The 24,588-nt window shown below is 64.3% G+C and carries 17 protein-coding genes, 1 tRNA gene and 1 pseudogene; 8 read left to right on the forward strand and 11 right to left on the reverse strand.

Features of this window, described 5'->3' with window-relative positions:
- Window positions 1-38: 38 nt before the first annotated feature.
- Window positions 39-851: an alpha/beta fold hydrolase gene (locus JZ791_RS19885; RefSeq protein WP_216896660.1), complete on the reverse strand. Its 813-nt coding sequence runs from the start codon at window positions 849-851 to the stop codon at window positions 39-41.
- A 92-nt stretch (window positions 852-943) separates the two neighbouring features.
- Here JZ791_RS19885 and JZ791_RS19890 point away from each other — a divergent pair, with 92 nt between their 5' ends.
- Window positions 944-1,396 carry a MarR family winged helix-turn-helix transcriptional regulator gene (locus JZ791_RS19890; protein ID WP_216896661.1) on the forward strand — a complete coding sequence of 151 codons (453 nt, stop codon included), beginning with the start codon at window positions 944-946 and terminating at the stop codon, window positions 1,394-1,396.
- A 371-nt stretch (window positions 1,397-1,767) separates the two neighbouring features.
- Here the strand turns inward: JZ791_RS19890 and JZ791_RS19895 are convergent, their stop codons facing one another.
- Window positions 1,768-2,220, reverse strand: coding sequence for a hypothetical protein (locus JZ791_RS19895; RefSeq protein WP_216896662.1), 453 nt, complete (start codon window positions 2,218-2,220; stop codon window positions 1,768-1,770).
- Window positions 2,221-2,892: 672 nt separating this feature from the next.
- Window positions 2,893-3,339, reverse strand: a complete 447-nt coding sequence (locus tag JZ791_RS19900) for a hypothetical protein (protein WP_216896663.1) — start codon at window positions 3,337-3,339, stop codon at window positions 2,893-2,895.
- 1,234 nt (window positions 3,340-4,573) lie between these two features.
- Here JZ791_RS19900 and JZ791_RS19905 point away from each other — a divergent pair.
- Complete coding sequence (locus JZ791_RS19905; RefSeq protein WP_216896664.1) at window positions 4,574-5,314, forward strand: SDR family oxidoreductase; 741 nt, start codon at window positions 4,574-4,576, stop codon at window positions 5,312-5,314.
- A gap of 4 nt (window positions 5,315-5,318) precedes the next feature.
- On the opposite strand, the gene JZ791_RS19910 is transcribed toward JZ791_RS19905, so the two are convergent.
- Both JZ791_RS19910 and JZ791_RS19915 read right to left on the reverse strand, forming a co-directional pair.
- Window positions 5,319-5,468, reverse strand: a complete 150-nt coding sequence (locus tag JZ791_RS19910) for a hypothetical protein (RefSeq protein ID WP_216896665.1) — start codon at window positions 5,466-5,468, stop codon at window positions 5,319-5,321.
- Window positions 5,469-5,614: 146 nt separating this feature from the next.
- Complete coding sequence (locus JZ791_RS19915; protein WP_216896666.1) at window positions 5,615-6,565, reverse strand: quinone oxidoreductase family protein; 951 nt, start codon at window positions 6,563-6,565, stop codon at window positions 5,615-5,617.
- A 131-nt stretch (window positions 6,566-6,696) separates the two neighbouring features.
- On the opposite strand from JZ791_RS19915, the gene JZ791_RS19920 reads away from it, so the two are divergent.
- Window positions 6,697-7,569 (forward strand): helix-turn-helix transcriptional regulator, encoded by an 873-nt coding sequence (locus tag JZ791_RS19920; RefSeq protein ID WP_216896667.1) that lies wholly within the window; start codon window positions 6,697-6,699, stop codon window positions 7,567-7,569.
- 819 nt (window positions 7,570-8,388) lie between these two features.
- Here JZ791_RS19920 and JZ791_RS19925 read toward each other — a convergent pair.
- The gene (locus JZ791_RS19925) at window positions 8,389-9,591 is read right to left on the reverse strand and encodes a hypothetical protein (protein ID WP_216896668.1); all 1,203 of its coding nucleotides are present in this window, start codon (window positions 9,589-9,591) and stop codon (window positions 8,389-8,391) included.
- Window positions 9,592-10,347: 756 nt separating this feature from the next.
- Between JZ791_RS19925 and JZ791_RS19930 the strand changes: the two genes are divergently transcribed.
- Both JZ791_RS19930 and JZ791_RS19935 read left to right on the forward strand, forming a co-directional pair.
- Window positions 10,348-12,363, forward strand: coding sequence for an NACHT domain-containing protein (locus JZ791_RS19930; RefSeq protein WP_216896669.1), 2,016 nt, complete (start codon window positions 10,348-10,350; stop codon window positions 12,361-12,363).
- Between the two features lie 238 nt (window positions 12,364-12,601).
- Window positions 12,602-13,003, forward strand: coding sequence for a hypothetical protein (locus JZ791_RS19935; RefSeq protein ID WP_216896670.1), 402 nt, complete (start codon window positions 12,602-12,604; stop codon window positions 13,001-13,003).
- 210 nt (window positions 13,004-13,213) lie between these two features.
- Here JZ791_RS19935 and JZ791_RS19940 read toward each other — a convergent pair whose 3' ends face one another.
- Window positions 13,214-13,813: an NADPH-dependent F420 reductase gene (locus JZ791_RS19940; protein WP_216896671.1), complete on the reverse strand. Its 600-nt coding sequence runs from the start codon at window positions 13,811-13,813 to the stop codon at window positions 13,214-13,216.
- A 123-nt stretch (window positions 13,814-13,936) separates the two neighbouring features.
- Here JZ791_RS19940 and JZ791_RS19945 point away from each other — a divergent pair, with 123 nt between their 5' ends.
- Together JZ791_RS19945 and JZ791_RS19950 are read left to right on the forward strand one after the other, a co-directional pair.
- Window positions 13,937-14,644, forward strand: coding sequence for a TetR/AcrR family transcriptional regulator (locus tag JZ791_RS19945; protein WP_308162998.1), 708 nt, complete (start codon window positions 13,937-13,939; stop codon window positions 14,642-14,644).
- Between the two features lie 1,171 nt (window positions 14,645-15,815).
- On the forward strand, window positions 15,816-16,724 hold the full coding sequence (locus JZ791_RS19950; protein ID WP_216896672.1) for a hypothetical protein: 909 nt from the start codon (window positions 15,816-15,818) through the stop codon (window positions 16,722-16,724).
- A gap of 270 nt (window positions 16,725-16,994) precedes the next feature.
- On the opposite strand, the gene JZ791_RS19955 is transcribed toward JZ791_RS19950, so the two are convergent.
- From JZ791_RS19955 to JZ791_RS19965, 3 genes are all read right to left on the reverse strand, one after another.
- On the reverse strand, window positions 16,995-17,852 hold the full coding sequence (locus JZ791_RS19955; RefSeq protein WP_216896673.1) for a hypothetical protein: 858 nt from the start codon (window positions 17,850-17,852) through the stop codon (window positions 16,995-16,997).
- A gap of 691 nt (window positions 17,853-18,543) precedes the next feature.
- Window positions 18,544-22,860 (reverse strand): tetratricopeptide repeat protein, encoded by a 4,317-nt coding sequence (locus JZ791_RS46555; protein ID WP_216896674.1) that lies wholly within the window; start codon window positions 22,858-22,860, stop codon window positions 18,544-18,546.
- Between the two features lie 206 nt (window positions 22,861-23,066).
- Window positions 23,067-23,504 (reverse strand): trypco2 family protein, encoded by a 438-nt coding sequence (locus JZ791_RS19965; RefSeq protein WP_308162999.1) that lies wholly within the window; start codon window positions 23,502-23,504, stop codon window positions 23,067-23,069.
- A 159-nt stretch (window positions 23,505-23,663) separates the two neighbouring features.
- On the opposite strand from JZ791_RS19965, the pseudogene JZ791_RS19970 reads away from it, so the two are divergent.
- Window positions 23,664-24,100 (forward strand): annotated as a pseudogene (locus tag JZ791_RS19970) (transposase family protein); the annotation flags it as partial.
- 344 nt (window positions 24,101-24,444) lie between these two features.
- On the opposite strand, the gene JZ791_RS19975 reads toward JZ791_RS19970, so the two are convergent.
- Window positions 24,445-24,517, reverse strand: a tRNA-Arg gene (locus tag JZ791_RS19975).
- Window positions 24,518-24,588: the final 71 nt, after the last annotated feature.

Genomic DNA, 24,588 nt, shown 5'->3' on the forward strand with positions numbered 1-24,588 from the left:
CCGTCCGGCGCCGTGGCGCGCTCGTGCGGCCCAGTGGGCTACCGGCGCAGCACCTTGTCGGCGAGCGTCTCGATGACGCGGGCGACGTCCTCGGGAGCTCGCAGGTCGGCGCCGTGGTCTCGGTGGGGCATGATCACGCGTTCGCTGGCCCGCATGACCTGCCCGAGGGCGTCGAGCCGCTCCGCGAGATTCGCCGGGCTGCGATCGCCGCCGAGCAATACGGTCGGCACGGTGATCCGGGCGTAGGCGTCCAGGCGTACGCCGAGTCGCTGTATCGCCTCGAAGTCATCGATCTGACACGGTATGAGCCGGCGTAGGCGGGCGACCGAGGCGGCGACCGTGCCCATCAGCGTGGCCTGCCACACCGGCATCCCGACACCCTGCCGGACGAAGATTCGCATCGCCCGGCCGGGCCGCCCGGCGTCGATCGCGGCGCGCGCTCGCGCGAGGATCTCGCCGCCCTCACCCGCCGCCGGCGACTCGATCATCGCGGGCGGCTCGAAGATCACCGCGCCGGCGAACAGGGAGGCCTCCGACGTCAGAGCCTCGAGCGTCACGACTCCCCCGGACGAGTGACCATAGACCAGTACCGGTTCCCCAGCGGCCCGCGCCACGGCGAGCACGTCCTGGGCCTCTTGGCCGATCGAGCACGACGCGCCGTCCGCTTTGAGGTCCAGCCGGTATTGCCGCCGATGCAGGCGAAGCACCCGATGACGCCGGGCCAACAGCGCGGCCAGCTTCTTGCTCCGCGTCCCGTCGTCCAGCCCGGGATGGACCATCAGGATGACCGGGCCCTCTCCCTCGTCGTATACGGGGATGTCGGTGCCGTCGGCCGAGATCACCGTGTCCATGCGTGCCTCCCTGGTGAGATCACCACGATGATCTCTGTTGTTTCCCTGATCGTCAGTACAGCTGACGATCAGTTTAGAGATAACATCGAGCGGTGTCTAGAACCGACGGGTCGGACCCGGGAACGAGCAAACGTCTGGGGTACTTGCTCAAGCACGCCCAGCTGCGGATGGCCGAGCTGAACGATCGGGCATTGGCGCCATACGGCATCGACGGGCGCGAGCTGGGGGTGTTGCTGGTTCTCACCGGCCGCGAGCCGACCTCCCAGCTGCACGTGGCGCAGCGGCTGCACATCGACCGTACGACGATGGTCGCGGTGCTGGACACGCTCGAGGGAAAAGGCCTGGTGTCACGTCATCCGCATGTGGACGACCGGCGCCGCAACGTGGTCGAGCTGACCGAAACCGGGCAGGACACCCTCCGCCGAGCCATCGAGGCCAGCGACGAGGCCGAACGCGAACTCCTTGCGCCGCTCGACCCGCAGGCTGCCCGCCACCTGCGGGAGGCATTGCAGGCCATCGTCATCCCACCGGACGGTCGGTCCTAGACGTTGCCGTACTCCTTGGGTCCCAGTCGGTTCGGGGACTTCCTGGTCGCCGAGCTTCGAAAACGGTTGACCGGACCAGCATTTCTACCCGGTGAGCCCGATACGCGCAGGAGTGCAGCTCGTCCGGATCGAATGCGACCACGACCCCGCGAATACGTTCCGCGTCAACCACAACCCCCAGCCAGCGTTGCCGGAATGATCGGGAGGCGAATCACACTCGCCTGCAACCAATCACGCACGGCACAACGGCCAGCTCGACTCGGGCCGACCACCAGCAGGCCGCGGGTGGTCGACCGAGGCGACGGACTCGCGAGCGTTCGGGTTCCCCATCCGAGCGGTGCGGACGGGCACGATCGCGCGCGAGCTGAACGTCAGGGCGCCAGGAGCGCCGAGACCAGTCGGTAGATATTCTTCTTGCTTTGGGAGGTGGTGACCACCAAGTGGTGGCCGGCGGCGGCGCCTCCGGTAATGGCAAAGGAATTCGTCGCAGTACCGTTGGTATTGAACACCCCTGCCAGGGTGCTTTGCTGGCCATTGGACCATGCGACGTTGCCTGTCGCCTGTGGGTAAGGGACGCCGAAGAGGCCGGCGAAGGGGAGTGGGGAATAGTAAATTGTCAGTAGCCCTCCGCTGACGCCCGGCAGGAGTGGACTGCCGCAGCTGGACATCGTCCCGGACTCGGTGTCTCTCGGGCCTTGCGTGATGGTCAGCTCGCTTCCGGCGTAACAACCACCGGCCGCTGGCGCTTGAGCGGCGGCCGGGCCACTGAACAAGACACCCCCGACAAGTGCCGCGGCGGCCACCGCCAGATGGACGATTCGCATGGAAATCCCTTCTGCCACAACCAAAGACCGCACCCGATCCCTGTGCGACTGCCTTTCGACTATCTACATCTCGTGATCTTACGTGGACAGCTTGGCAGGTTACTCCCAATGATCTGTCAATGCGCGTCAGGCTGAATCCCGCAGCGAACGAGCATAACTCCGCTTTCGAAGGGCGGAACGTATAGCGTAAGACGACCAGCACTGTTGCGGCGCATTACGTTTCGCATACCTCACAGTTCCTGTGGTGTCAGACTGGCCCTGCTGACCGGACAGGGATTCGCAATTGTTCGATCATGCACCGGGCGAAGACGGTACTTGGCGTCCGACGAATCTTCCTGGGGCACCGGTCCGAACACCTGAATCGACGGCGGATGGAGCGCCGGATTTCGATGACGGGTTCGTCCGATCACGGTGGCATCCGGGCGGGGAACGTTCCCGGCCACAGCGAACCTCACAACAACCGAACTCGGATCATGAGCCCGCGGACAGCGGGTCCATGCACTGGTAGACCCGTCTGAAGCCCACTGACCCATGGATCCTGGCAATGTCTCCGCACCGGGACTGTCGGATAGTGAGATAGATCCCGGGCGTGTGCGCGCCGCTTGCGACCCGGTTCTGGGGTTTCCGGCCCAAATATGGTGCAGGCGGGCATGATCGTGCGCGAGCCGTGCGTCAGGGTGCCAGGAGTGCCGAGATCAGTCGGTCGGTGCCCTTCCTGCCTATGGACTCGTTGACCACCAAGTGGTGGCCGGCGGCGGCGCCTCCGGTGATGGCGAAGGTGTTCACGGCAACGTTCTGGTTGTAGATCCCCGATAGTGCGCTCTGCTGGCCATTGGACCATGCGACGTTGCCTGTTCCCGGTGGGACAGGGACGAAGACGCCGGCGAAGGGGACACCGGGGTAGGAAAATGTCAGTAGCCCTCCGCTGACGCCCGGCAGGAGCGGACTGCCACAGCTGGACATCGTCCCCGTCACGGTGTCCCTCGGGCCGTAGGTCATGTTCAGCATGCTTCCGGCGTAACAACCGCCGGCCGCGGGCGCTTGAGCGGCGGCCGGGCCGCTGAGCATGACACTCCCGGCAAGTGCCGCGGCGGCCACTGCCAGATGGACGATTCGCATGGAGATCCCCTCTGTCGCAACCAAAGACCGCATCCGATCCCTGGCCGACTGCCTGTCGATGTCTACGTCCCGCGATCTTACGTGGATAGCTTGGCAAGTTCCTCCCAAAGATCTGCCAATACGCTCACCACGCCTGGGCCAAGCTGATCGCGCAGCGAATGGTTCCGTTCTCCGAGAGGTCGGAACGTATCGTGCTGCGGCCGAACGTGAGCGGGTCGACAAGTCCAGGGGCCGGATCTCGGCCAAGCGACCGCACCCGGCGGCGAAGGCTGTTGGCTACGAGGGGCGCCGCGGAACTTCCGGTCACTGGCCGCGGAACGGAAAGCGTTGTGGCGTAGGGGCGATCACGCAAGTGGGCGGAATGGCGGTCGCGGGTCGCCCGCGAAAACGAACTGCCTGAACTGCTCGCTGACGCCGCAACGTTCGCGGATCCGATCCTGAGTCGACCTATTGCTGGTCACGAAGTGCAACTTATTGTGCAGACCGCCGGCGTCGCGCGTTGTTGCCGGATCTGGAACTGCCCGCAAAGTGTCGGGCGTGCCGCTAGCTCTGGGTGCGGGCTGATTGGTTGGAGACGGTCGGTGCGGGCTGAACACGAGTGCGTGTAAGGCGGGTCCGCTGACGAGCCCGCGACTGCCAATGCGACGGCGACGAGGATTCCGGCGTGGGGCAGCCATCGGGTCGACAACCGGTCGAGTCCGAATGCGACCGCGACAAGGGTGGTCTTGGTGGCGATGAGTCATCGTTTGTCGGGCAGCGCGATGGTCGCGAACCTGCCGGTTGTGCCGCGACGACACGCTCGCACGATATCGTGCGGTTTTCAGGTGGTCGGTTGGTGATCGAAGCCGACTATCGGTTATAGGCAGGCGGGGCCACTGTTTTGGCGTGCCGCCTGCCACCGTGCGATGTCGAGGGAGACGTTGGCCTGTTGGTGGGCGAGGGCTTCGCCTTCGGCCTCGTCGGCGAAGGTGATTTCGAGTAGCAGCCACGTGGACGCCGGCTGTGCCGGCCCGGGGTGGCATAGGGATTCCCTATGCCGTCCGCTGCGTTTTCGTCTTTGCCTTCGGTTCTTTCCCCGACATACCGTGAAAACAGCTCGACGAAATGCGCACCGTAAATTCTCACGCTGCGCGTATTTCTGCCGTCGAGCGGACATTCACGTATTCGAGAGGACCGGTGGCATGACCACTATCGAGAACGTATCGGCAACCCGGCGAATTCCCCAGGGGCTGAGATGAATTACATCGACAAGAACGCGGTGATCACCGGTGGTGGCAGTGGCGTGGGGTTCGCGCTGGCGAAGTTGCTCGTGGACGGCGGAGCGCGAGTGGCGATTACCGGTCGTTCGCAGGCCACGCTCGATGCCGCGCGGGAGCGGCTGGGCGAGAACGCGGTGGCCATTCGAGGGGATGTGGCCTCGCTGCCGGACCTGGATGCGCTGACCGAGCGTGTAAAAGGCGAATTCGGCACGATCGACGCACTTTTCGTGAACGCCGGAATCGCGACCGTCACGCCGTTCGAATCGACAACCGAGGAGCTGTACGACGAATTATTCGCGATCAATGTCAAGGGCGCCTTTTTCACCGTGCAGAAACTCGCTCCGTTGCTGAGCACAGGCGCCGGAGTCGTTCTGACGACTTCGAACGTGAATGCGATGGGCATGCTGGATACGAGTGTCTATGCGGCCGGTAAGGCCGCGCTGCGGTCGATGGCCCGGAGCCTTGCCCGCGAGCTGCTGCCGCGCGGAGTTCGCGTCAACGCGGTCAGTCCCGGCCCGATCGACACGGGAATTCTGGAGATCATGATGACCGCGGAGGCCGCCGCGCGGTTCAAGGCGGAGCGAGTCGCCGACAATCCCATGCGGCGCTTCGGCACCCCCGACGAAATCGCCAGGGCGGCAGCGTTTCTGGCCTTCGACGCCACCTACACCACGGGTGCGGAGCTGGTCGCGGACGGAGGTGTGACGCAGCTGTGAGTTGTCAGGACGCCGGTGCCAAGGACACGGACCGGTACCAGGTCTCCCGGCGCAGGAGTTCGAGCAGGGCCGTCAGGCCGACATCCTGCGGCCGCACTCGGGTCCGGCCGATCCGCAGAAACTCCGCGAGCGCCTGGCGGGGGTCGCCGGTCACCGGCCCATTATGTCCGCGCCGCGGCCGGCGAGGGGTCGGCCGGTCCCAGGATGAAGCGAACGACCGCACTGTCGCCGGTCGCGTCCAGGATCGTTGTCACACAACCGATCACGAAAGGACACCATAGTGCGGGTGCATTCGGCGTCTCAGCCCGCGATGGCGAGCACGTGTTTGCCCAGGACGCCCCCGCGTTCGAATGCCTCGTGCGCGGCGGCGATGTCGGTCAGCGGGTACACGTGGTGCACCATTGGACGCAGCGCACCCGAGGTGACGTAGTCGGCCACGGCATTCAGCACGCCCGGGCCGGGGTTGGCGCTGAACGTGCGGATGCGCCGGGAGCCGTGGATCGTCGATGCCGCGACCGCGGCGATGGCGGCGGCCGACAGTCCGACGGTGACCATCCGGCCGCCCTTGGCCAGCCTGCTGCGGTAGCAGTTCAGCTCGGTGCCGACCGTGTCGAGGATGACGTCGAACGGTCCGATCTGCTCCGATGCGGTGTTCCCGTAGTCGAGGACTTCCTCGGCCCCCAGCTCACGCAGAACCTCGGCGTGGCGGTCGCGGGCCAGCGCGGTGACGCGACCGCCCATGGCCCGTGCCAGCTGCACTGCCGAGGTGCCGACCCCACCGGCGGCGCCGCGGACCAGGACGCGCTCGCCCGCGGCCAGCCCGACGCTGTCACGCAACGCGATCAGCGCGGTACTGCCGGTAACGACCAGGGATGCCGCCTCGGTCGCCGAGATACCGACCGGCGCCGGGCCGATGCGGTCGGTGGTGACCACCACATACTCGGCCGCGCCGGCGACGGCGTGTTTCTGTCGTGGGTGCACCATGCCCCATACGCGGTCTTCGGCGCGGTAATCCGCGACGCCAGGCCCGGTTTCGACGACGACACCGGCGAAGTCCAGCCCGGCACCGATCGGGAACTTGCGGCCGGACACCATCTTGAGGCCACCACCGCGAACCACGACGTCATGTCCGTTGATGCTGGAGGCCTGCACCCGCACCAATACCTCGCCGGGGCCGGGGGTGGGGCGGTCGGTGTCGGTAATCCGTAGAGCCTCCGGTGCCCCGAAGTGCATGATCTGTGCGGCCTTCATGTCAGGTTTCCTTCCGTGGTCGGCTGGTGTGACACCAATGTTGGGCGCTGTTCGCGACATCGCGGTCGTTCCCGATGTCCTGGGACCAGCAGACCCACCCTCGCGACTCGCCGCTCGGGCACACTGAGTTGATGAGTGATGACTCGCGCCAGGCGCTTGCGGAGTTTCTGCGCACTCGCCGGACCAGGGTGCGGCCGCAAGATGTCGGTCTCGAACCGGGGCCTCGGCGTCGCGTGGCCGGGCTGCGCAGGGAGGAACTGGCCTTATTGGCGGGGGTGAGTTCGGACTACTACCAGCGGATGGAGCAGGGCCGGGACGTGCGGCCGTCCGACCAGGTGCTCGACGCGATCGCCCGAGCGTTGAACTTCACCGCCGAGGAGTCCCGGCACCTGCACAGCCTCGCCGCCGCCACGCGAACCCCGACCCGGCAGGCCCGCGAGTACCCACCGGAAGAGGTGCCCCCGACCACCCTGCGGCTGCTGGCCGCGACCAGTTCGCCCGCATTGATCATCGGACGTTTCCTGGACGTGCTGGCGTGGAACCCGCTGGCCGGCGCCCTGCTCGGCGCATTTACCGAGTTGCCCGAACATGACCGGAACCTGCTCGCGTTGTTGCTGCACCCCGACGCGGACCCGGCATGTCCCGAGCGGGCGGCCACGGTCGCGGAGTTGACCGCGATGCTGCGGGCACAGGTCGCCTCCGCACCAGCTCACCCCCGCGCGGTGCAGTTGGTGGGCGAATTGGCCGTGCACAACGCCGAGTTCGCGACGCTGTGGGCGCGCCACGACGTGGAGAGCGCGACACGCGGCCGAATGCGGGTCTTCCACCCACTCGTCGGAGAATTGAACCTGGACTGGGACGCCTACCCGATGCCGGGCGCCCCCGGTCCGGTGCTCATCGCCTACACCGCCGAGCCGGGCAGCCCCGACGCCGAACGCCTCCAATTACTGTCCGGCCTACTCGACACCCCCGACCGCACAACCCCAACCGCCCACAGATCGTGATGTTGCGGACGCGCAGCGGCGAAATGGTTCACTGGGTCGGGTGAGCTGATAATTAGCTTCGATCACCAGCCGATCACCCGAAAACCGCAGGTCGGCCTAGTTGCCATGTGCGATGTGACCCCACCGGGGACGCTGCGAACATAGGGCAGATCACCGGACTTCCCGACCTGCTCCTAACCGAAGACGCGCGCGAAACCATGCAAGGCATCCTTGGATCACTCACCGTGGTCGTCCTGGCAGATACGCATCCATCCGCAAGATGAGCAGCGTCTCGCAGCACTCGAGACCGCAGCATACCGACGCTCCGCAGCACGCTGACAGGCTGCAACAGCGGCCCCAACCCGCGACGGTTCAAACTGAAGCGGTTCGAGGCGAACCGGCCGAGTACTTGGACCGGAAACCTGAGCATCGAGCTAGACCTGTTCGTGCGCCGCCTGACGAAGCGCATACTCATCGCCCCCATGTGTGAGCAGCAACTCGTGCTGGACCTGGCAGGCGACCGCCAGGCGGCGGGGTGCTGAAGTCCATGCATCGCAACGACAGGTTGCTCGAGCCTGACGGCGGATGCACAGAACACACGCTCATGCCGATGAGCGTGTATTGGTCAACTGTTCAAATTGGTTGGGTGGCCGGTCTTCTGCTGTCGGCGTGACGTGTTTGCTACACCCTTCGCGGGAATGACAATGCTATCCGGAACGAAGTTCGCTACGGTGACGTCAACGGACATGTTCCGAACTCTCGCTGGCTATCCCGAGCAATCTGGAGGATCCGGTAAGTAGCCGCTGAGCGGGCTGCCTCCCCGCCCGCTCATATCGAAATTTATGTATTCGTGCGGGTTCGATGTAGTTCGTTTACAACCACGGCCGACGGAAGGTCGGCGTGAAGGGACGGGCGGCCCAAGAGATCGAGGAGATTGTTGATGACCGACACGCTCCGTCGGCGAACGCGTTGCCATCGAGGCGCGGTCGACTCCAACGACTGTCTCTTTTCCCCCTCTGTGATTGCCACCCTGCTTTGGAGCCACGCTTCGATCTCTACCCAGACATAGCCCTGCCGCCCTCCGGCCTGACGCACAACGAGGTAGCACCACAGGCGGCTGAAACGATGCGGCCGGAAACGGGCAGTGACAACCCCGTTTTCGTCCACAGCCGTGTCAGGCTGGTAGACGTTCTCCAACGTCCTCAGCCACATGAGGATAGCGTCGCACGGGTCCGGCTCCAACGACGGCACGAAACGGAACCGTGCGATCTCCCAGGCTGGTCGGCTTCGTTTCGGGTCGACACCAGCCGTGGGCCTTGGCAGTTTGCCGCGGTCGTTGCGGTCCGGGAAACGCACACGGTCCGGATCGAGATAATCGATCAGCTCCACAAGCTGCCGCTGGAGAAGCACCAGACGCGGCGGGTAACCGTCGGGCTCATCGTAGAACTTCCGGATCGCCGACTGGAGAGGTCGCAGCCAAGGCTCCAATTCCGGCGTATCCACCTTGGCACAAAACTCTGCGTAGCCGATCGCGTCGCTGCGACTGCCCGCTGAAGTCACACGATCCACCACCAGCAATTCGCCGATCGCCCGCTGCTCGGCTCGCCTTACCCGGAAATCGCGGCCTGAGATGCTCGTCGACGCGAACACATCGGCGATGTCCATCAATTTCCGCTGAAGGATCGCGGTGCCGGCAGGACTCCCAAGATCCAGCAACTGGATTTCTCGTCGAAGGATCTCGTTCCAGGCACACCACTGACCGATCAACCACAATGTGCTCAGCTCGGCGTAGCCGCCCATCTTATGGCCGGGTACTGCGCTGCGACGCACCATGTTGTACAGCTTGCTCTGCAGGTCGAACGCCGACCGGGCGAGCGGCTCACGATAACGGTCCAATAGTGCCTGGGCTCGGTCCTCGGCCTCTTTCGCCCGTGCGTATCGCGCCTTCCACCGTTCGGAGAAGAAGACATTGACCGCCGCAGTCATGAGACTCGCAGTCAACGCCGTCAACCCGACAACCACCGGAATCCATTCCGCCTGCACGCGTTTCGCCCCTCCAACGTTGTAGCGGTTCGCATATGCCGCAGAAGGCTACCCTCGGCGCGGTGAACATTCAGGCGCCGGATGACGAAAACGACCTTGCCAGACGGACTTGCACAGTATCGGTTGCGTCGATCGGAGTGGCGAGCCTGGGATACACATTCTGCGAATTGAGCCCCGCAGGGCTTGTCCTCGTGTCCTACTCGATCGTGTCGGCCCAGGTCGCAGGATCGACCGGCCGTGCCAGTAGGTGGCTCCCACCTCACTTACCCGGCTGTGGTCGCCCCTCAAGAATCACCGGACCCGATCGAGCATTCGAGGAGGGCAAACCCCACCAGCTACTTATCTTCTTCCTGGACGCCATCCTTGGTAATCCGAACGTCCTTCAGCGGCTTGCCATCTGGCCCGTAGACTGTAATCAAATCGGACGGCCTAGACCTTCTCTGTGCACTCGAAAACCTCGGGATGAACGTCCGCGGCCCGGTCGTTCCGACGAGGCCGCGGCACCTGTCGGCGAATGCCGAATACCGGATGTTCGTTCGGAATAGTCTGAGGTACTCCTCGCTGATGGGTTCCTGGACGGTCGCGGGGCAGTTTCGACGCCGACATCTGCTGTCCCGCGACGGTGGAACGTCAGCTTCGATCGGTTCCCTTCAGAAGATGCCGTGTTTCAGTCACTATCATCGAAAGTCCTTGGTCGACTGTGCTTTCGATGATAAAGCGGCCGTCGGCCAGGGCTTGGGGTGTTAGCCTTCGGCGGTGGATGTCCCGGGTGTGGCGGACAAGGCGGTGGGGCCGCTTATCAAGGTGGTGGTGTGGCTGTGGCACCGCTACCGTCCGGATACCTCGGTGGTGGCGTTGCGGGCTGCGGTGCAGGAGCTGGCATGGCGGATCGAGATTGGCGAGGTCGGGCATCTGACAGGGTTGGGTGTCGCTCTGGCGAGTGACGCGGTCGATGTGGGGTTTCGTGCCTTGCCGAACGTCCGGGCCGCAGGCGGGCCGGTGTCCGGCACGATCTCCGGGATCGGTGATTACTATCGAGGCTTGTCGCCTCGCCGCTTGGTGGTGGTGGGCGAGCCGGGTGCGGGTAAGACCGTGGCGGTGTCGCTGCTCGTGTTGGATCTGCTAAAGCAACGCCGACAGCACCCGGATCAATCACTCCCGGTGCGGCTCAACGCCTCCTCTTGGAATCCTGACACCGCGAGTTTTACGGCGTGGCTGACCGGTCGGCTGGTCGCCGACTACGGCGTGAGTCGCCCAGTAGCGGCTAAGCTGACCCAGTCCGACTGGCTGCTGCCCGTCGTGGACGGATTCGACGAACTGGATATTCCCGATCGGGTACGCAGAGGGCTCGATCAGCTCAATATCACCGGTTGGCGGGGCAGACCGCTCGTGTTGGCCTGTCGCACCGGTACTTACGAGCGTGCCCGCGCTGCGGCTAACGACGCGGGACTGCACTTCGCTACCGCAGTGACCTTGCGCCCATTGGCAGCCCCCGCGGTCGGTGCGTACCTGAACAGCCGCCGCCGCAACACCGGTACACCGGCCCAGATATGGGAACCGGTCACGCGATTGCTCCGCAATCCTGTCGGTGCGCTCGCGAAGGCCCTGAACACGCCGTGGATGCTGACGCTGGCCGCTGGCCATATAGGACGCGGTGATGAACAGGTGGCAGCGTCGCTGGCCGCGATGGACGATCCGGACGCCATACGCGAGTATCTGATTACCGAAATCGTCCCAGCGGCCGTCGCCGAACAGCCGTTGACCGAGCACGCCGGGCGCCGCTACCAACAGCCGCAGGTGCATACCTGGCTCCACCATCTCGCCCAGTACCTGAACGATCTTGGCACCGTCGGCAAGGACTCGACCACCATCGGCTTGGACCGGATCGGCGACATGGCCAGAGCACGCTCACGCATGCTGTTCGCGATAACGGTTGCTGTGGTGACAGGATTGGCCGGAGCCGCGATCGGTGCGTTGACGGTGGGCATCGCCTACGCCGTGGAGTTCAACTACACGCTCGCGGTGGGGAGGGCCGAGGCGTACGCGATACTTTTCGGCGGGAGCGCGGCGATCATCAACGGGTTGCGTGCCAGGTACACCACGAGCGTCCGGGCCAAGCAGTCGATCTGGCATGCACACGGCCATGGAACCGCCCACCGCTGGCGGCACAGCCTCCTCATCGCCGGCGGCGCGACCATCGCGGTTGTTGTGCCGTTGGCGCTGTCATTCCAAGTGCTCGTCTGGCTGACCAGACCGACTGGAATCGACCCCCACGTGCATTGGTGGGCGCCACCACTGGTGCTGGCAGCCTACGGGATCGCCGTCGCCGCAGCCTATGGGTCGAGCAGACACGGCCTTGCCCCGCTCGACGAACGCCGTATCCTCGCCGACGATGCCCGTTCCGGGATCATCGCGGGGATGCTGCTGGGCACCGCCGCGGGGCTGGTCACCACGAGCAACACGCTGCCTTACGCGACCGATATGCCCGTTGATTGGCCGGTGATCCGCGGTGCGGCGACCGCGATTCCATTCGGTCTCGTTGCCGGACTCACCTGGTCCCACGCCAGCGTACGGTACCTGTGCGCCCAAACACTGTTCGCGTCCGAAACCGTCTTCTGTCGCCACCCCGCCGCGTTCCTGGACTGGGCCCACCGCGCTGGACTGCTGCGCGCCACCGCTGGCTCCTACCAATTCCGCCACGACACCCTTCAACGCTGGCTCGCCACCCACCCATACAACCCAGAAGCCCTAAGGGCCAACCCCGGCCAGTAAGCGGCCACGCGCACCACAATGCCGCGTTTCGGTCGTTCGATCGTCTCGTAATCATTGCCCCACAGGCGATCCTGCGGTCGGCGTGCGCATACCGACGATCGGATGTTGAGGGGTTGGCACGGCTTGGCTGACGTGGCTGCCGTTCGGCGGGTTCGTAAGCGCACGGGGGCTGGCGATCGTGAGGATGTTGCGGGATGGAAGTGTCGCCGCTGCGAGCGAGCTGGTTCTAGGAGTGGTGGTGATCGGATCGGTGGGGTCGGGAGGCGGACTGATGGAGCCAGAGACACTCGGGGTGGCGGCGGTGGCATTGCTGGCATCGAAGTTCGGTGAAGGAGTCGCCAAGGATGCCGGCGAGAGCGCGTGGAACGCGGTGAAGGCATTGCGGAAGTTGGTGGTTGCCAAGTTCCACGGCGACCACGACACCGCGGCCGCGATCACCGCGCGCGCACCCACCTCGACTGATGAGGCCAAACAGGCTGCGGCCGCGCGGATTACAGCAGTCGTGCCGGAGGATGCGTCGTTCGCGGCGAGCCTGGAACAGTTGGTTGCCACTGCCCAGCGAGACCATGACGTGGGTATGATCGTTGCTCGGGCGTTCGATCAGGCCAAACAGGTCAATATCGGCACGATCAACCTCTGACAGGCTCCCGGTGGACCAGCCGTCCCATGCGCATGACCATTCGCGCCAGGTGAACATCAGTTCAAACTTCGGTCCGGTCAACCTGTGGGCGCACTCTCCATCGCGGCCGTTCGGGCGAGTGATAGCCGGTGAAATCCCGCAGCAGCCAAGGCTTTTGTGGATCGGACCGAGCTTCAACAGCTCCGAGATGCCCTGCAGCGTTGGGCCATTTCAGTCCTGTTTGAGAGCGTGCAGGGCCGAGAGCAGGCCGCCGACCTGCATCAGCCGGCCGCCCTCCCGCAACGACCCGGCGTCCACCGGCGCGAAGCCGATCTCTTCGGCAACCGCGCGAAAGTCTGTTTTCGCGTCCGCGTCGTCCCCGGCGTAGAAGAGCAACTGGCGGCCTTCCGCGTGCTGCGGGTCGGGCACGATGTACTGGGCGAACAGCGTGTTGAACGCCTTGACCACGCGTGCGCCTGGAGCGTGGCGGGAGACGAATTCACTGCCCGTCTCCGAACCGAGGTCGACATGGTCTTCCGGCAACGGGCCGGTCATCTGATTGCTGGTGTCGACCAGGATCCGGCCGTCCCATGAGGGCAGGTCGGCCAGCGCGGCAGGGATGTCCTGCCACCTGACCGCGAGGAACACCATCTCGGCCGCGGCTGCCTCGGTGACTGTTCCGGCGGTGGCCGGCGGCCCCAGCCGCGCCACCGTGTCTCGCAGCGTGTCCGGGCCGCGCTTGTTGCTCAGGACGACGCGATGACCTGCCGTCACGAGATGTCCGGCAATGCCCTGCCCGATCGTGCCCGCTCCGATGATTCCGAAGTTCACAGCGTCTTCCTCTCGAACGTGTGCGGAAGGTTCGCGGGCCGCAACCCGACTTTTTGATGTCACTCAACATCAAAAACTAATGATGGTAATCAGCATCATTACTTGTCAAGCCGGAGCGCATGCGTGGACACCTTTTTTGATGTCAGGTATCATCACAACGGCTGGTTGTCGACCTCGGCCTGCACACAGCGGTGCCGTCTTGTCGAGGAGGTGTCCGGGGTGCCACGTATCACCGAGGAGCAGAAGAAGCTCAACCGCGAAAAGATCGTCCGGGCAGCCGGCGAAGGTTTCAGGCTGCACGGCATCGACGGGATCGGCATCGAGGAGCTGATGAAGACCGCCGGGATGACGCACGGCGGGTTCTACAACCACTTCTCCTCGAAGGAAGACCTCGCCCTCGAAGTCTACCGTCAGGGCTTCGCCGACTCGCTCGACTCGCTCGCCGCCATCCGCGAGGCGCATCCGCGCTCCGCCCGGGCAGCCCTGCACGACATGATCGACACATACGTGACGGCCGTCCACCGTGATCACCCGGAAACCGGCTGTGCTTCAGCCGCACTGGCGGTCGATGCCGGGCGCCACGGCGCCACAGCTCAGGCCGAGTACCGACGCGGGCTTGACGGATTCTTCAGCGCTATCACCGAAATGGTGCTCGATCGCGCGCACCAATCCGGCGCTGAAATGACTGCGACAGCGGCCCGCGGACAGGCAATGGCGCTGTTCTGCCAGATGGTCGGCGCGCTGGTGGTCGCCCGCGCTGTCGCCGAGGCCGACCCCGGACTGTCCGACGAAATCCTGACAGCCAACCGCAAACAGCTCAGACACAGGTGAAGCAGGTACCGGATGCGGAGTTCAGCTGAATGCGTCGTGACATCTAGTTCGCCGGTGGGCGTGAGTTCCGCGAGGTCACGGACCCGATAAGCGGCACGTGCTCGCCGGTGAACTGGTCGACGAACAGCAGCTCCGTGCCCGTGTGTGCTCGGTGTCGTGACGTGATTGAAACCATTTCAGATGTCCAATCGGTGCCCCCGGCGGGGCACATCGAACATGGGAACGGGAACGACCTGCGGGTTTCGGGTGGTCGGCTGGTGATCGAAGCCGGTTATCAGCTGTAGCCAGGATGGGGCAACCTGGAGCGATTCCGCGTCGCCCTTCTTTGGGTTTCGGCCCGGGATCGCAACACGAGGGGCACTGTGGCCGAGGGAGTTACCACTCGGCCACAGCTGTCATCTCTCAGAAGCGCAACTATCCCGCTGAGATTGCCTGGCGTAAGCCAGTCATCGCGCGGGCGACATCACGCAGCCCGGAGGTGCTACCCGTGCGAACGACGACGACGGCGCACAGCGCCAAGTAGCAGATGAAACAGAACGATCCGAGCAGAGCTATCTCGACCAACGTCGGCTCCTACGGTTGAGCGAAGCATGTTCAACGAATGCACCGCAGCGCGATCTACGCGCATCGGTACGAATTCATGCCAGATGCAGCCTCATCCAGGCTTGCCGACCGGCAGAGCAGCCGACACTATAAGCACGCAGTCCGAGGGGCTGTGTACCATGCGCATACCGTTAACGGCACTGTATCCAATGCGATATATCCCCCCGCAGTGGCTGTACCACACAAGAAACAGTGAACGTCCTACGTGTGTGTCAGACTATTTGTTCTCCAAGGGATTTCGGCGACTGTGCCTACCATCATGGCGCAGGTCGACCGCACACACAAGAACTCCCGGACAGTCTTTCTGCCGGAGGCGTTCGTTGCTCGGCATCTCCCGTTGCCTCGGGACCGCTACCAGCGTCCGACGTAGAGCGTCGGGTTCTCGTTGCCGATCCGGAGGGGCACGCAGTTCATGCGAGAGTCGTCCGTGATTGCGGCGCGACATACGTCCGCTCTCAAAGGATTACGATTATGAGTCATGACCCAGCCAACCGCCGGGACCAAGCCTTCCGACATTCCCCGGCCTGCCCGCTGTGCCCACCTCGTCGCAGATCCTTGAGGCTATCCAGTGATCGCGACCGTCAGCCGTGACACAGATGGCGCGGACTTCGGAGCCGTGTCGGAGAAGCGCAAGCTCGTCTTGGCCACCTTCGACCTGTGCGCGGTTTGCGGATCGCCGTTCGGTGCGGAACTGCGATGGCAGGTGGCGTTCAACGAGTCTCACGTCCGTGCGAAGACTCCGGTCTTCAGCGAGGCGCCGGTGCACGAGATCTGCGGACTCTACGCCGCGCAGGTCTGCCCGTTCGTTGGCTCTCCGTATGCACGGTTCGGCGACCAACAGCGAAAAGGATTGCGACGCCCGGAGGTCGTGGTCCTCGCCGGCTATCGGCGCACCAGCGACGTCCGCGGATTCGAGTCCGGCCTGCAGCGCGGCACCGCCGTCCTCCACTTCGAGATGAACGACCTCGCTGCGACACACGTTCTCAGGACCCGCGACGAGGCGGAGCAGGCATACGCCCACGCGCTGGAATGCGAGCCAACCCTGCAGATCGATCCCGAGGAGCGAACGCTCACAGACCTCGTCTCCCGATGGGAGGACGAAGAGGACCGTGGAGGCGTCCTTGCCGGTGCCGCGTGGATGATCGGAGCAGCCTTCTGTCCGGGGATCGACAAAGTCCAGGGTATGAAGTTCTATGTCGAGGAGCCCTTCTATCACCGGTGCGCAGTCAGTGTCCTCGGCGAGCCCAGGTTCGCCGAGGACATGGCGGACTCGCCGGACGAAGCAACCCGCGCGGCGATGAACTGGCTCAATACTCGAGTGCACCTGCCCGCCGAGCTCGAACGGTGGCGGCGACGCGGACGCAACAGGATCCGGAGCATTCGGTCGGGCAGTACCTCGAACGGTAACAGGTCGCCTTCCGAGCAGAAAAAATCAAAACGCAAGGCACAGAACGCTTCACGTCGAAAGAACCGCTGACGAGCGGTGCCGCTAAGTCAACCACGCCATCGCATGCTCCGACGGTGCGCTGGCAGGCGGGCTCCATGTCGGATTCGGTGGTTGGGCCCTATGCCGGGCGGGGCGCCCGGCAACCCACAATCCTCGTCTTTGAGCAGGAGGAATCTGCCGTCCGACCAGATCAATCAGCCGATAGTTGTACAGCGACCTATGACATGGGACACAGTTGGCCCCGGCCTGGGTTCGGCCCGTGAACTCATAGCAAATGACGATAGCCGTCCGTGTGGCGCTTCATCGTCGGGTAACGATCCATCCCTGGCGATGCCATTGCACGATCATGGCAGCACAGGTGACGATCATCCTGGCTTCTTCCATGGACGGGGTCCGTCTTGGACCGCTACCGCCGTGTCGGTCATGGTTCGGCCAGAGCCACCGAAGCATGCCGACGAATGCAGCAACATCGTGACTCTGGTTCGATCCCGGCAGCATCATCTTCCACAGAGACGCTGATTGTGGCGATCCAAGTTGCCCGAGAACATTTCCCAGCGTTGCATTCGTCTTGTTCGGAACCACAATTGGAATCAGTACGTCCTCAACGGCTTTGATGGCGTGATCCCAGGCATCGGAAGCATCTCCGTTGCGTCCGTAGGCGTTCTTCCATGCTTCATGAAGCTCGGCCGTCGCCTCATCCTGCACTGCGATTGCGTACTGGTAGATCTTGCCGGCATGCTCGCCTACAACGAGCACAAGCTGGTCGTTGCTGGGCGACACCGTCCAGAGCGATCCTCCGTTGGCCAAGAGTGTCCGCAGTTCGGACGCATCTTCGAGGGCTGTGCTACCCCGGGGTTCCAGCGTGGCCGCCGTCGCAGACGCGCGGTGATACAACAGTGCATCGATTAGGTCGAGGCCTCGTTCCTCATCCAGCTCAAAGGCATTCAGCACCACCTGAAAGGCATTGATCCGGTCGCCGACCGACGTGAGGGGTACGCGAAGCCTGAGACTGATCGCTTCCAGTTCGGACGGAAGGACCTTCTTGGCGACTCGCTCAGCCCATCGTTTGAGTAGTCCACGAAGATGGTCGGGCACACCCTCGAATGGACCGTCCGGCTCGACGGCACCGGTGCGTTGTGACAGCGGCGTCCATGTCATTCAGGAAACTTTAGAGCTCCAGTACGGACCGTCGCACCAACATTTCGGTCTAAGCCCACCCGCAGGACCTGCAGCTGGGTGTCGGATTGGCTCCGCTCGTCGTCCAGCTGAGGGATTGGGTTTCGTTTGTAGGAATCAGGCGACCGATAGTTGCACAGTTACCTATGATGTAGGACACAACCGTCCGGCATATAGCGCCCGCAAATCCGTTCCCATCGGTACAGCGCCCGGTGGCGCACTATACGGATGGAGCTTGCGTTGATCAGCGGTTTTGCTGGGGTGTTGGCATTTGTCGACCGAAAGCCGGATCCAGCCCATTCATTCGATTTAACGCAGAGCCGTTGACCGCGCTCGCTGAAATTTCAGCGAGCGCGGTCATCCCGCCACTCCAGGGGACTTACCCACACTCCGACCAGCGCACGTCACGTGATCGTCGCCAGAGCCAATTTCAGCGAGCGCCGTCAACGAACCGTGCCGCGATGTCCTGTTGTGAAATTCCGCTGTTGCGCAGAGCCGCGCGGAGCTGTGCCCACATGGCGTCGTCCATGTTCCTGACGTACGACAGGAGTTGTTCCTCTGGCGGTACGGACGGTGTGCGCATCGCGCGATACTCGCCAGCGGCCAGGCATCGGTCCAGCTGGTCAGTCAGCCCCGGTCGGGGAACGATGGTCGTGCGGCGTCGTGTCGCAGCTCAGGAAGACAGTTTGCGCCGGAGAGCCTCGACAGCGCTGAGGGACTGATGGAAGGCGTCGGGGTCGGTGTCGGCTAGTTCGCGGTAGAGCCGGATGGCTTTGTCGCACAAGGTGAGCGCGGCTACCCGATCGGTGCCGGGAGGCAACCGGACGTATACGGCGGTCCAGTACGCTCTCGCCAGGGCAGGTAGATGGCTGGCACGGTCGGCGGCGACCAATTCCTCGAGCAGGACCACAGTTCTCTCGGATGCGGCCATTGCGTCCGTTCGCCGCCCCGTGTCGGCCAGATTGGCAGCAAGTTTGTCGACCGACCTCGCCAACTCGGGCTGATAGATGAAGCGGTCGGCGGCGGCCAACTCCTCATAGCAGGTGACGGCCCGCTGAGCAGCCGCCACCGCCTCATCTCGCAGATCCGCCGCCACGAGGTCGGCGGCGAGGCCTCGTACTGCCGTCGCCAGCTCCGGCAAGTAGCTCGCCCGGTCGGTCTCAGCTAGCTCTTCATAGAAACCCACGACCCGCCGACCGGCAGCCAGTGCTTCCGGATACCGCCCCACCTCACCCAGCCACAGAGCGATGTTGTTGACCGATGCTGCCAGGGCCGGGAGGTAGGCGGCGCGGTCCACTCCTGCCAACTCTTCGCGCAACGTCACCGCTCGCTCAGCGGCCACCACGGCTTCGGGATATCGCCCCAACCCACCCAACTGGATCGCGAGCCGGTCGGCCGATACTGCCAAGGGCAGAAGGTGGGTGTCCCGGTCGGCCTCAGCCAGCTTCTCGCATACGGCTACGGTCCGCTCGAACGCATGTATCGCTTCACGGTGCCGACCCATCTCGCTCAAGAGGATCGCGAGGTTGTCGACGGATACCGCCAAGTCCGGAAGGTGGGCCGACGGGTTGTCCTCAGTCAACTCCTCGTAGAGGGCTACAGCTCTCTTGGCCGCGGGCAGTGCTTGACTTCGTCGGCCCGACTTGGACAGCCAGGTCGCCTGGTTCTTCACCGAGTCGGCCAAGTCGGGTGTGTAGGTGACCCGGTTGCGCTCGGCTAACTCCTCGAATATCACAATAGCCCGCTCAATGTTTGCCAGCGCCAAGGAACTCCGCCCAATCTTTTCTTCGATCAACGCGAGTCTGTGCAGGCTGCTGGCGAGCCGGGGGTGGAAGGCGTCCGGATGCGCCGCAGCCAGTTGCTGATAGATCTGAACGGCTTCGGTACCGGCGGCCAGAGCGTCCTGCCGCCGACCCTCCGTATCCAGCACGTTAGCGCGGGTACTCAGGCTCTTGGCGAGGTCGGGGAGGAAGGCGTCCGGATCTGCGTCCGACAGTTTCCGATAGATCTGGACGGCTTCGGTATTCTCTGCCAAGGCATCGGTCCACCGACCACAGATCGCCGACCTGATGGCAAGGTCGTGTAGTTCCCTGGCGAGGTTGGCGCGGAACGCATCAGGTCGCGCCTTGGCCAGCCGTCTGAATGTCTTGACGGCCTGAGTGCTGGTCGCCAGCGCTCCCTCCGGTCGCCCAATATTCGCTTGAGAATATGCGAGGTCGTGCTGATACTTGGCGAGTTGCAGGAGGTGGGCGCCTGGATCTGTCGAGGCCAGTCGCTCACAGATCTGGACGGCCTCGCTCATAGCGTTCAAGGCATCCTCGTGGTGCCCCAACTCCGCCAACATGTAGGAGCGGCTGGCCAGGCTCACGGCCAAGTCGGGGAATACGGCATCGTTGCCCGAACCAACCAGTTGTCGAAACATCTCGATGGCTCGGCTGTTGTCGGACAACGCGCCCATTCGCTGTCCTGAGCGCGCCAGGGTGGCGGAACGGTTGTTCAGGCAACCGGCAACGTTACGGAGGTGCGCCTCTGGCCGCGTCTTGGCCAGTTCGTCGAAGATCTGCATAGCCTCGGTGATCGCGGCCAGCGCATCCTCGTGTCGACCCAACGCTGCCAACATGTTGGAGTGGTTGGCCAGGCTCGCGGCAAGGCTGGACGGGAGTGCATCTGTTGTGTCCTGGCCACGGCTGGGCGACCGATGACTTCCGGTCCCCTGCGCCAGCCGTCGAAACATCTCGATGGCCTGTGTACTCGCGGCCAGCGCTTCCTCCCGCCGGCCCGAATCTGCCAACGACTGAGCAAGTTCGGCCAGGTTCGAGGCGAGGTCGGATCGAGTCCACTCGATACGCAGGCCTTGAGACTCGGCCGCCTTCGTCGTGATCCAGGTGATCTCGTTCCCGAATTGGATGCGGTCGGCACCGAGTGGGTCGAACTGCCGCCTTCCCTGCACCTCGTCCTCGTCGGGCTTCTCCGGCTTGGACCGGGCTGTCAGCACACCGAGCAGTTCCACTTTGGTTTTGGCCCACAGCCAGCTGCTGGTTGGCACAGCATCGGCAACGCTTGTCAGATCGGCGGTCGGTACGGCGGGGTCATGCACGAAGCATTCGAGCGCATGCACCAGGGGCTTGGGTTCTTCCAGTCCAGGTGCCACATCCAGGGCAGCCACCGCCACCGTCGTGGGATATTGCTTACACATTCGTGTCAGCATCTCGCCCACGGGGTCGCCGAGGCCGGGGTGCGCGGCGGCTCGAGCGCACACGCTCACCCAGCGGGTTGCGTCATGGCCGTTGATGTGAGTGGCGAGGGTTTCGGCAATCGAGGTGCGGGCCGGTTTGGCGATTTCGGTACCGATGAGATGCTCGGCCAGCAGATCGGGTTCCAACTGACCGAACGCGTGCGGTCCGGCGGCTGGGTACAGACCGGCCAACCACTCCCGAACCCGGTCGCGTCGGTCATAGGTCTCGTCTGCCAGTCCGGGGATGCGCATCAGCCAGTCATTGGCCTGCTCTGGGATGGGGGGCATCAGCAGAACCGTGGCGGCGACAGTGTCGGTCAACGTGAGCCTGCCCAGAGCCGGGTGGATCCCGGCAGCTCTGGCGGTCCTGAGCCAGTAGCGGCGTTCATGGCGTAACACCCGCTCTTGCGGGCTGTTGCTATCTCCCACGTCGCGCCCGCTCGTGGTGACCTCTGGTAGATGGTCTTCGGGTTCACTGGGTTCGGTGGTATCCAATAGGTCGGCCAGAGCGGTCATTTGGATCGCCAGCACCGTCGACCCGGTTGTTGCCGATAGTGGTCGGTCTGTCAGGGCCGCAGCTCGGGTAGACCAGTCGATGGCGGGGTTTCCAGGCAGTCGGGTCAGTTCAGCGGCGAACGCCGCCACCGCCGCCCGATATCCATCCCGGCGGGCGTTGTCGGTCGCGTCGAGCACTGGTAGCGGAGTCACCGTCGCGGTATCCAGCAAGGTGGCCACCGCGTCGCTGGTGTCGGCGACCTCCTCCCACCATTCCCCCACGGTGCGGGCCAACGCCAGCACCTTCACCAGCGACGAGCGCCCCCCGGGGGCCAGCATGCCCAACAGCGCAGCCAACTGACCGGGTCTGGATTCGGCGTAATCCACGACGACCAGCGTCGGCCACACCATGTCGGTGATCACCGCCAAATCGTCGGCATCGGGTTTCAGCCACAATGTGCTCCAACCCTGTACAGCGATTTGTTCGCTGAAGTGGCGAGCCAAACGGGTCTTGCCCTGCCCAGCCGGGCCGTGTATCAACCAAACCCCGACACCTGGCTGCTCGGCCCAAGTCCGTAGTTCTTTCAGCAGTTCGGCCCGGCCTCGGAAGCCGACCACGGACCGCCGCTCGGTCAACAGCTCCGCTGGCGAGACAGCCCCATTGTGCGGGTCTGGGCCATCCTCTGGGGTAGCCAAAGCGGCCAACTCCACAGGCTCGAGCACAGTCGTGCGGACATGGGTGGCCAGGACAGCGCGAAACTCCGGATCATGGTGCAGCACATAGGCAGGCACAGCCGGTAGCGCCGAGTGCGCGAACGAGGGGTCGTCGGCCATGATCACCGCGATCAGTAGCTCACCGACCGCGTTTCGAGTTGAGCCCGGAAGCTCACGGATTCGGATACACACTGCCGCCCCGGACATCCCGCCCCACGGGGAGCGACCATCCTTACCAGTGGCGGGTGGGTGGCCATTCAGACGGACCAGGTATTGATCGCTGGCCATCCTGCTGCCGAGGTTGATGACGCCTTTCAGCTGCCCGGTATCGACCGCCGGCTGGCCGGCGCGCTGCATTACGTCCGGCACGCCCCAGCTCTCGCAGGGCAATTCGGGCAGGTGCGTGACCGTCGTACCCCACCGCACCGCACTGTCGATCGCCCACACCGGGTCGTCGTCCACCGGTTTCCAACTCGGGTCATCGATTTCGACCAGGGCGGCGTCGTCGCGGCCCCCCGGAGTGCCGCACCACACCACGTGGCCCACGAACACGCCACCATGGCTGGGCCGAAATATCGTGGCCACCGCGCCACGCTGACCGACCACATGAGCCGACGCCAGCACGAGTCGTGGTGCCACGAAATATCCCGAGCCCGGCCCGCCTGAGCCCCTGACGCCCGCCAAACGCTTCTGTTCCACCCGAATCCTCCCGCAGGACGTTCGCGACCGCACCGATACCGCGCGGACCGTGCTCAGGGCCTGATCGTGTGAGAAAGGTCGCCGGGACCCTCCGGTCGAGTCTTATCGCCGGACACCAGCCAGCCACCACCACCCAGACGTTCCGGTGTTAAGGTCACCGACACACGATGCGTCCGCCCCCGTGACAGACCGCCCTCCACATCCCCGGTGACCACCCACGCTTTGAATCCCGCTTTTGCCTTGGCATCCCGACGCAGTTCCACAGCGAACTCCAGCTCGATCGGCCCAACCAGAAACTCCACCGGCTGCCCGATCCCCCGCGCCGCGGCATGCAACAACTCCTCACGCACCGCCGCAACCGCGTCCGCCAGCTCTATCTCCATGCTCACCCCATCATTACGTCGAATGCCGCTGCTACACAGCAGGCGCGACGCTACCCGATCCTCACATGCCGCACCAGGAAACGGCACGACCACCGCCGCGAAATGCACACAGAGCCTCCTGCTTCGCATCGTAATCTCCCGTCCGCTCATCGAATGCCATTGCACTCCAACCGAACCCGCCTTTCCACGGTCCAGGGACTGTCTGAGAGATCTGGCTCTGTCTCACTTCCGGTGGTGATGCGATGATCTTGAAGGCATCATGTCTCGGTGTGTGAGGTGAATGTGCCTGCTGCCGTGGTGTTTTCGGGGTTGTTGCCGTGGTGGTGGAGGATGTCGTCGACGAGGGTAGACAGGTCGTGGTGTGGGCGCGGACGCCCGACGACCCGGCCGCGTGTCCGGGCTGCGGCGCCGAGTCCGCGCGGGTGTACAGCTATCACTGGCGCACGGTCGCCGACGTGCCACTCGACGAGCGTCCGGTGACGGTGAACGTGCAGGTCCGCCGGTTGTTCTGCCCAACAATGGGCTGCCGCACCACCTTTCGCGAGCAGGTGGCCGGTGTCCTGGAACGCTACCAGCGCCGCACGGCGCGTCTGACCGGCCAGGTGCAATCGGTCGTACGAGAACTTGCCGGACGGGCCGGTGCCCGGCTGCTGGAGCAGTTGTCGGTGCGGTTGTCGCGGCATACCGCGCGGTCATTTATGCGCCCTTGGCCGCGCCGCCTCACCAACGCGCTGCGCGCGGCCTACCTCGAACTACGCCGACCCTAACTCCCACCAGACGCGCTCGGTAAACCGTTGAATAGGAACGAGTTCCACACAAGGTGCCGCAGGCTGCACTTCGAACCGGCTACTCGGCTAGAGTGAGGCCGAGTTCACGGCCGGAACCACTCGCAAGCGTGAGCGAATCTGATGGACTGTCGAATATTCGACCCCCGTAGGAATCGAACCTGCGACACGCGACCTGGGGATTTGCCGTCCGATCAACCTGTTCCTCGCGACCCTCTACACCGAAAATCGCTTTAACCTGCGGCAACGCGACGCAGGCCGAGTGCCCCCGGCAGGAATCGAACCTGCGGCCTACCCTTTAGGAGAGGGTCGCTCTATCCCCTGAGCTACGGAGGCTGGCCGGTGTGGACCGGGCCTGGGTGAGTTTACCCGGTGGGGGTGGGATCTGTTGCATCTCGGTGGGGATG

Origin of the sequence: Nocardia alni, assembly GCF_019038435.1 — a bacterium.
Taxonomy (GTDB): domain Bacteria; phylum Actinomycetota; class Actinomycetes; order Mycobacteriales; family Mycobacteriaceae; genus Nocardia; species Nocardia alni.

Bases quoted from the DNA above. Each gene is read 5' to 3' on its own strand.
- JZ791_RS19920 (WP_216896667.1), top strand. From the start codon at position 6,697: ATGAGTGATGACTCGCGCCAGGCGCTTGCGGAGTTTCTGCGCACTCGC.
- JZ791_RS19915 (WP_216896666.1), bottom strand. From the start codon at position 6,565: ATGAAGGCCGCACAGATCATGCACTTCGGGGCACCGGAGGCTCTACGG.
- JZ791_RS19955 (WP_216896673.1), bottom strand. From the start codon at position 17,852: ATGACATGGACGCCGCTGTCACAACGCACCGGTGCCGTCGAGCCGGAC.
- JZ791_RS19895 (WP_216896662.1), bottom strand. From the start codon at position 2,220: ATGCGAATCGTCCATCTGGCGGTGGCCGCCGCGGCACTTGTCGGGGGT.
- JZ791_RS19885 (WP_216896660.1), bottom strand. From the start codon at position 851: ATGGACACGGTGATCTCGGCCGACGGCACCGACATCCCCGTATACGAC.
- JZ791_RS19900 (WP_216896663.1), bottom strand. From the start codon at position 3,339: ATGCGAATCGTCCATCTGGCAGTGGCCGCCGCGGCACTTGCCGGGAGT.
- JZ791_RS19905 (WP_216896664.1), top strand. From the start codon at position 4,574: ATGAATTACATCGACAAGAACGCGGTGATCACCGGTGGTGGCAGTGGC.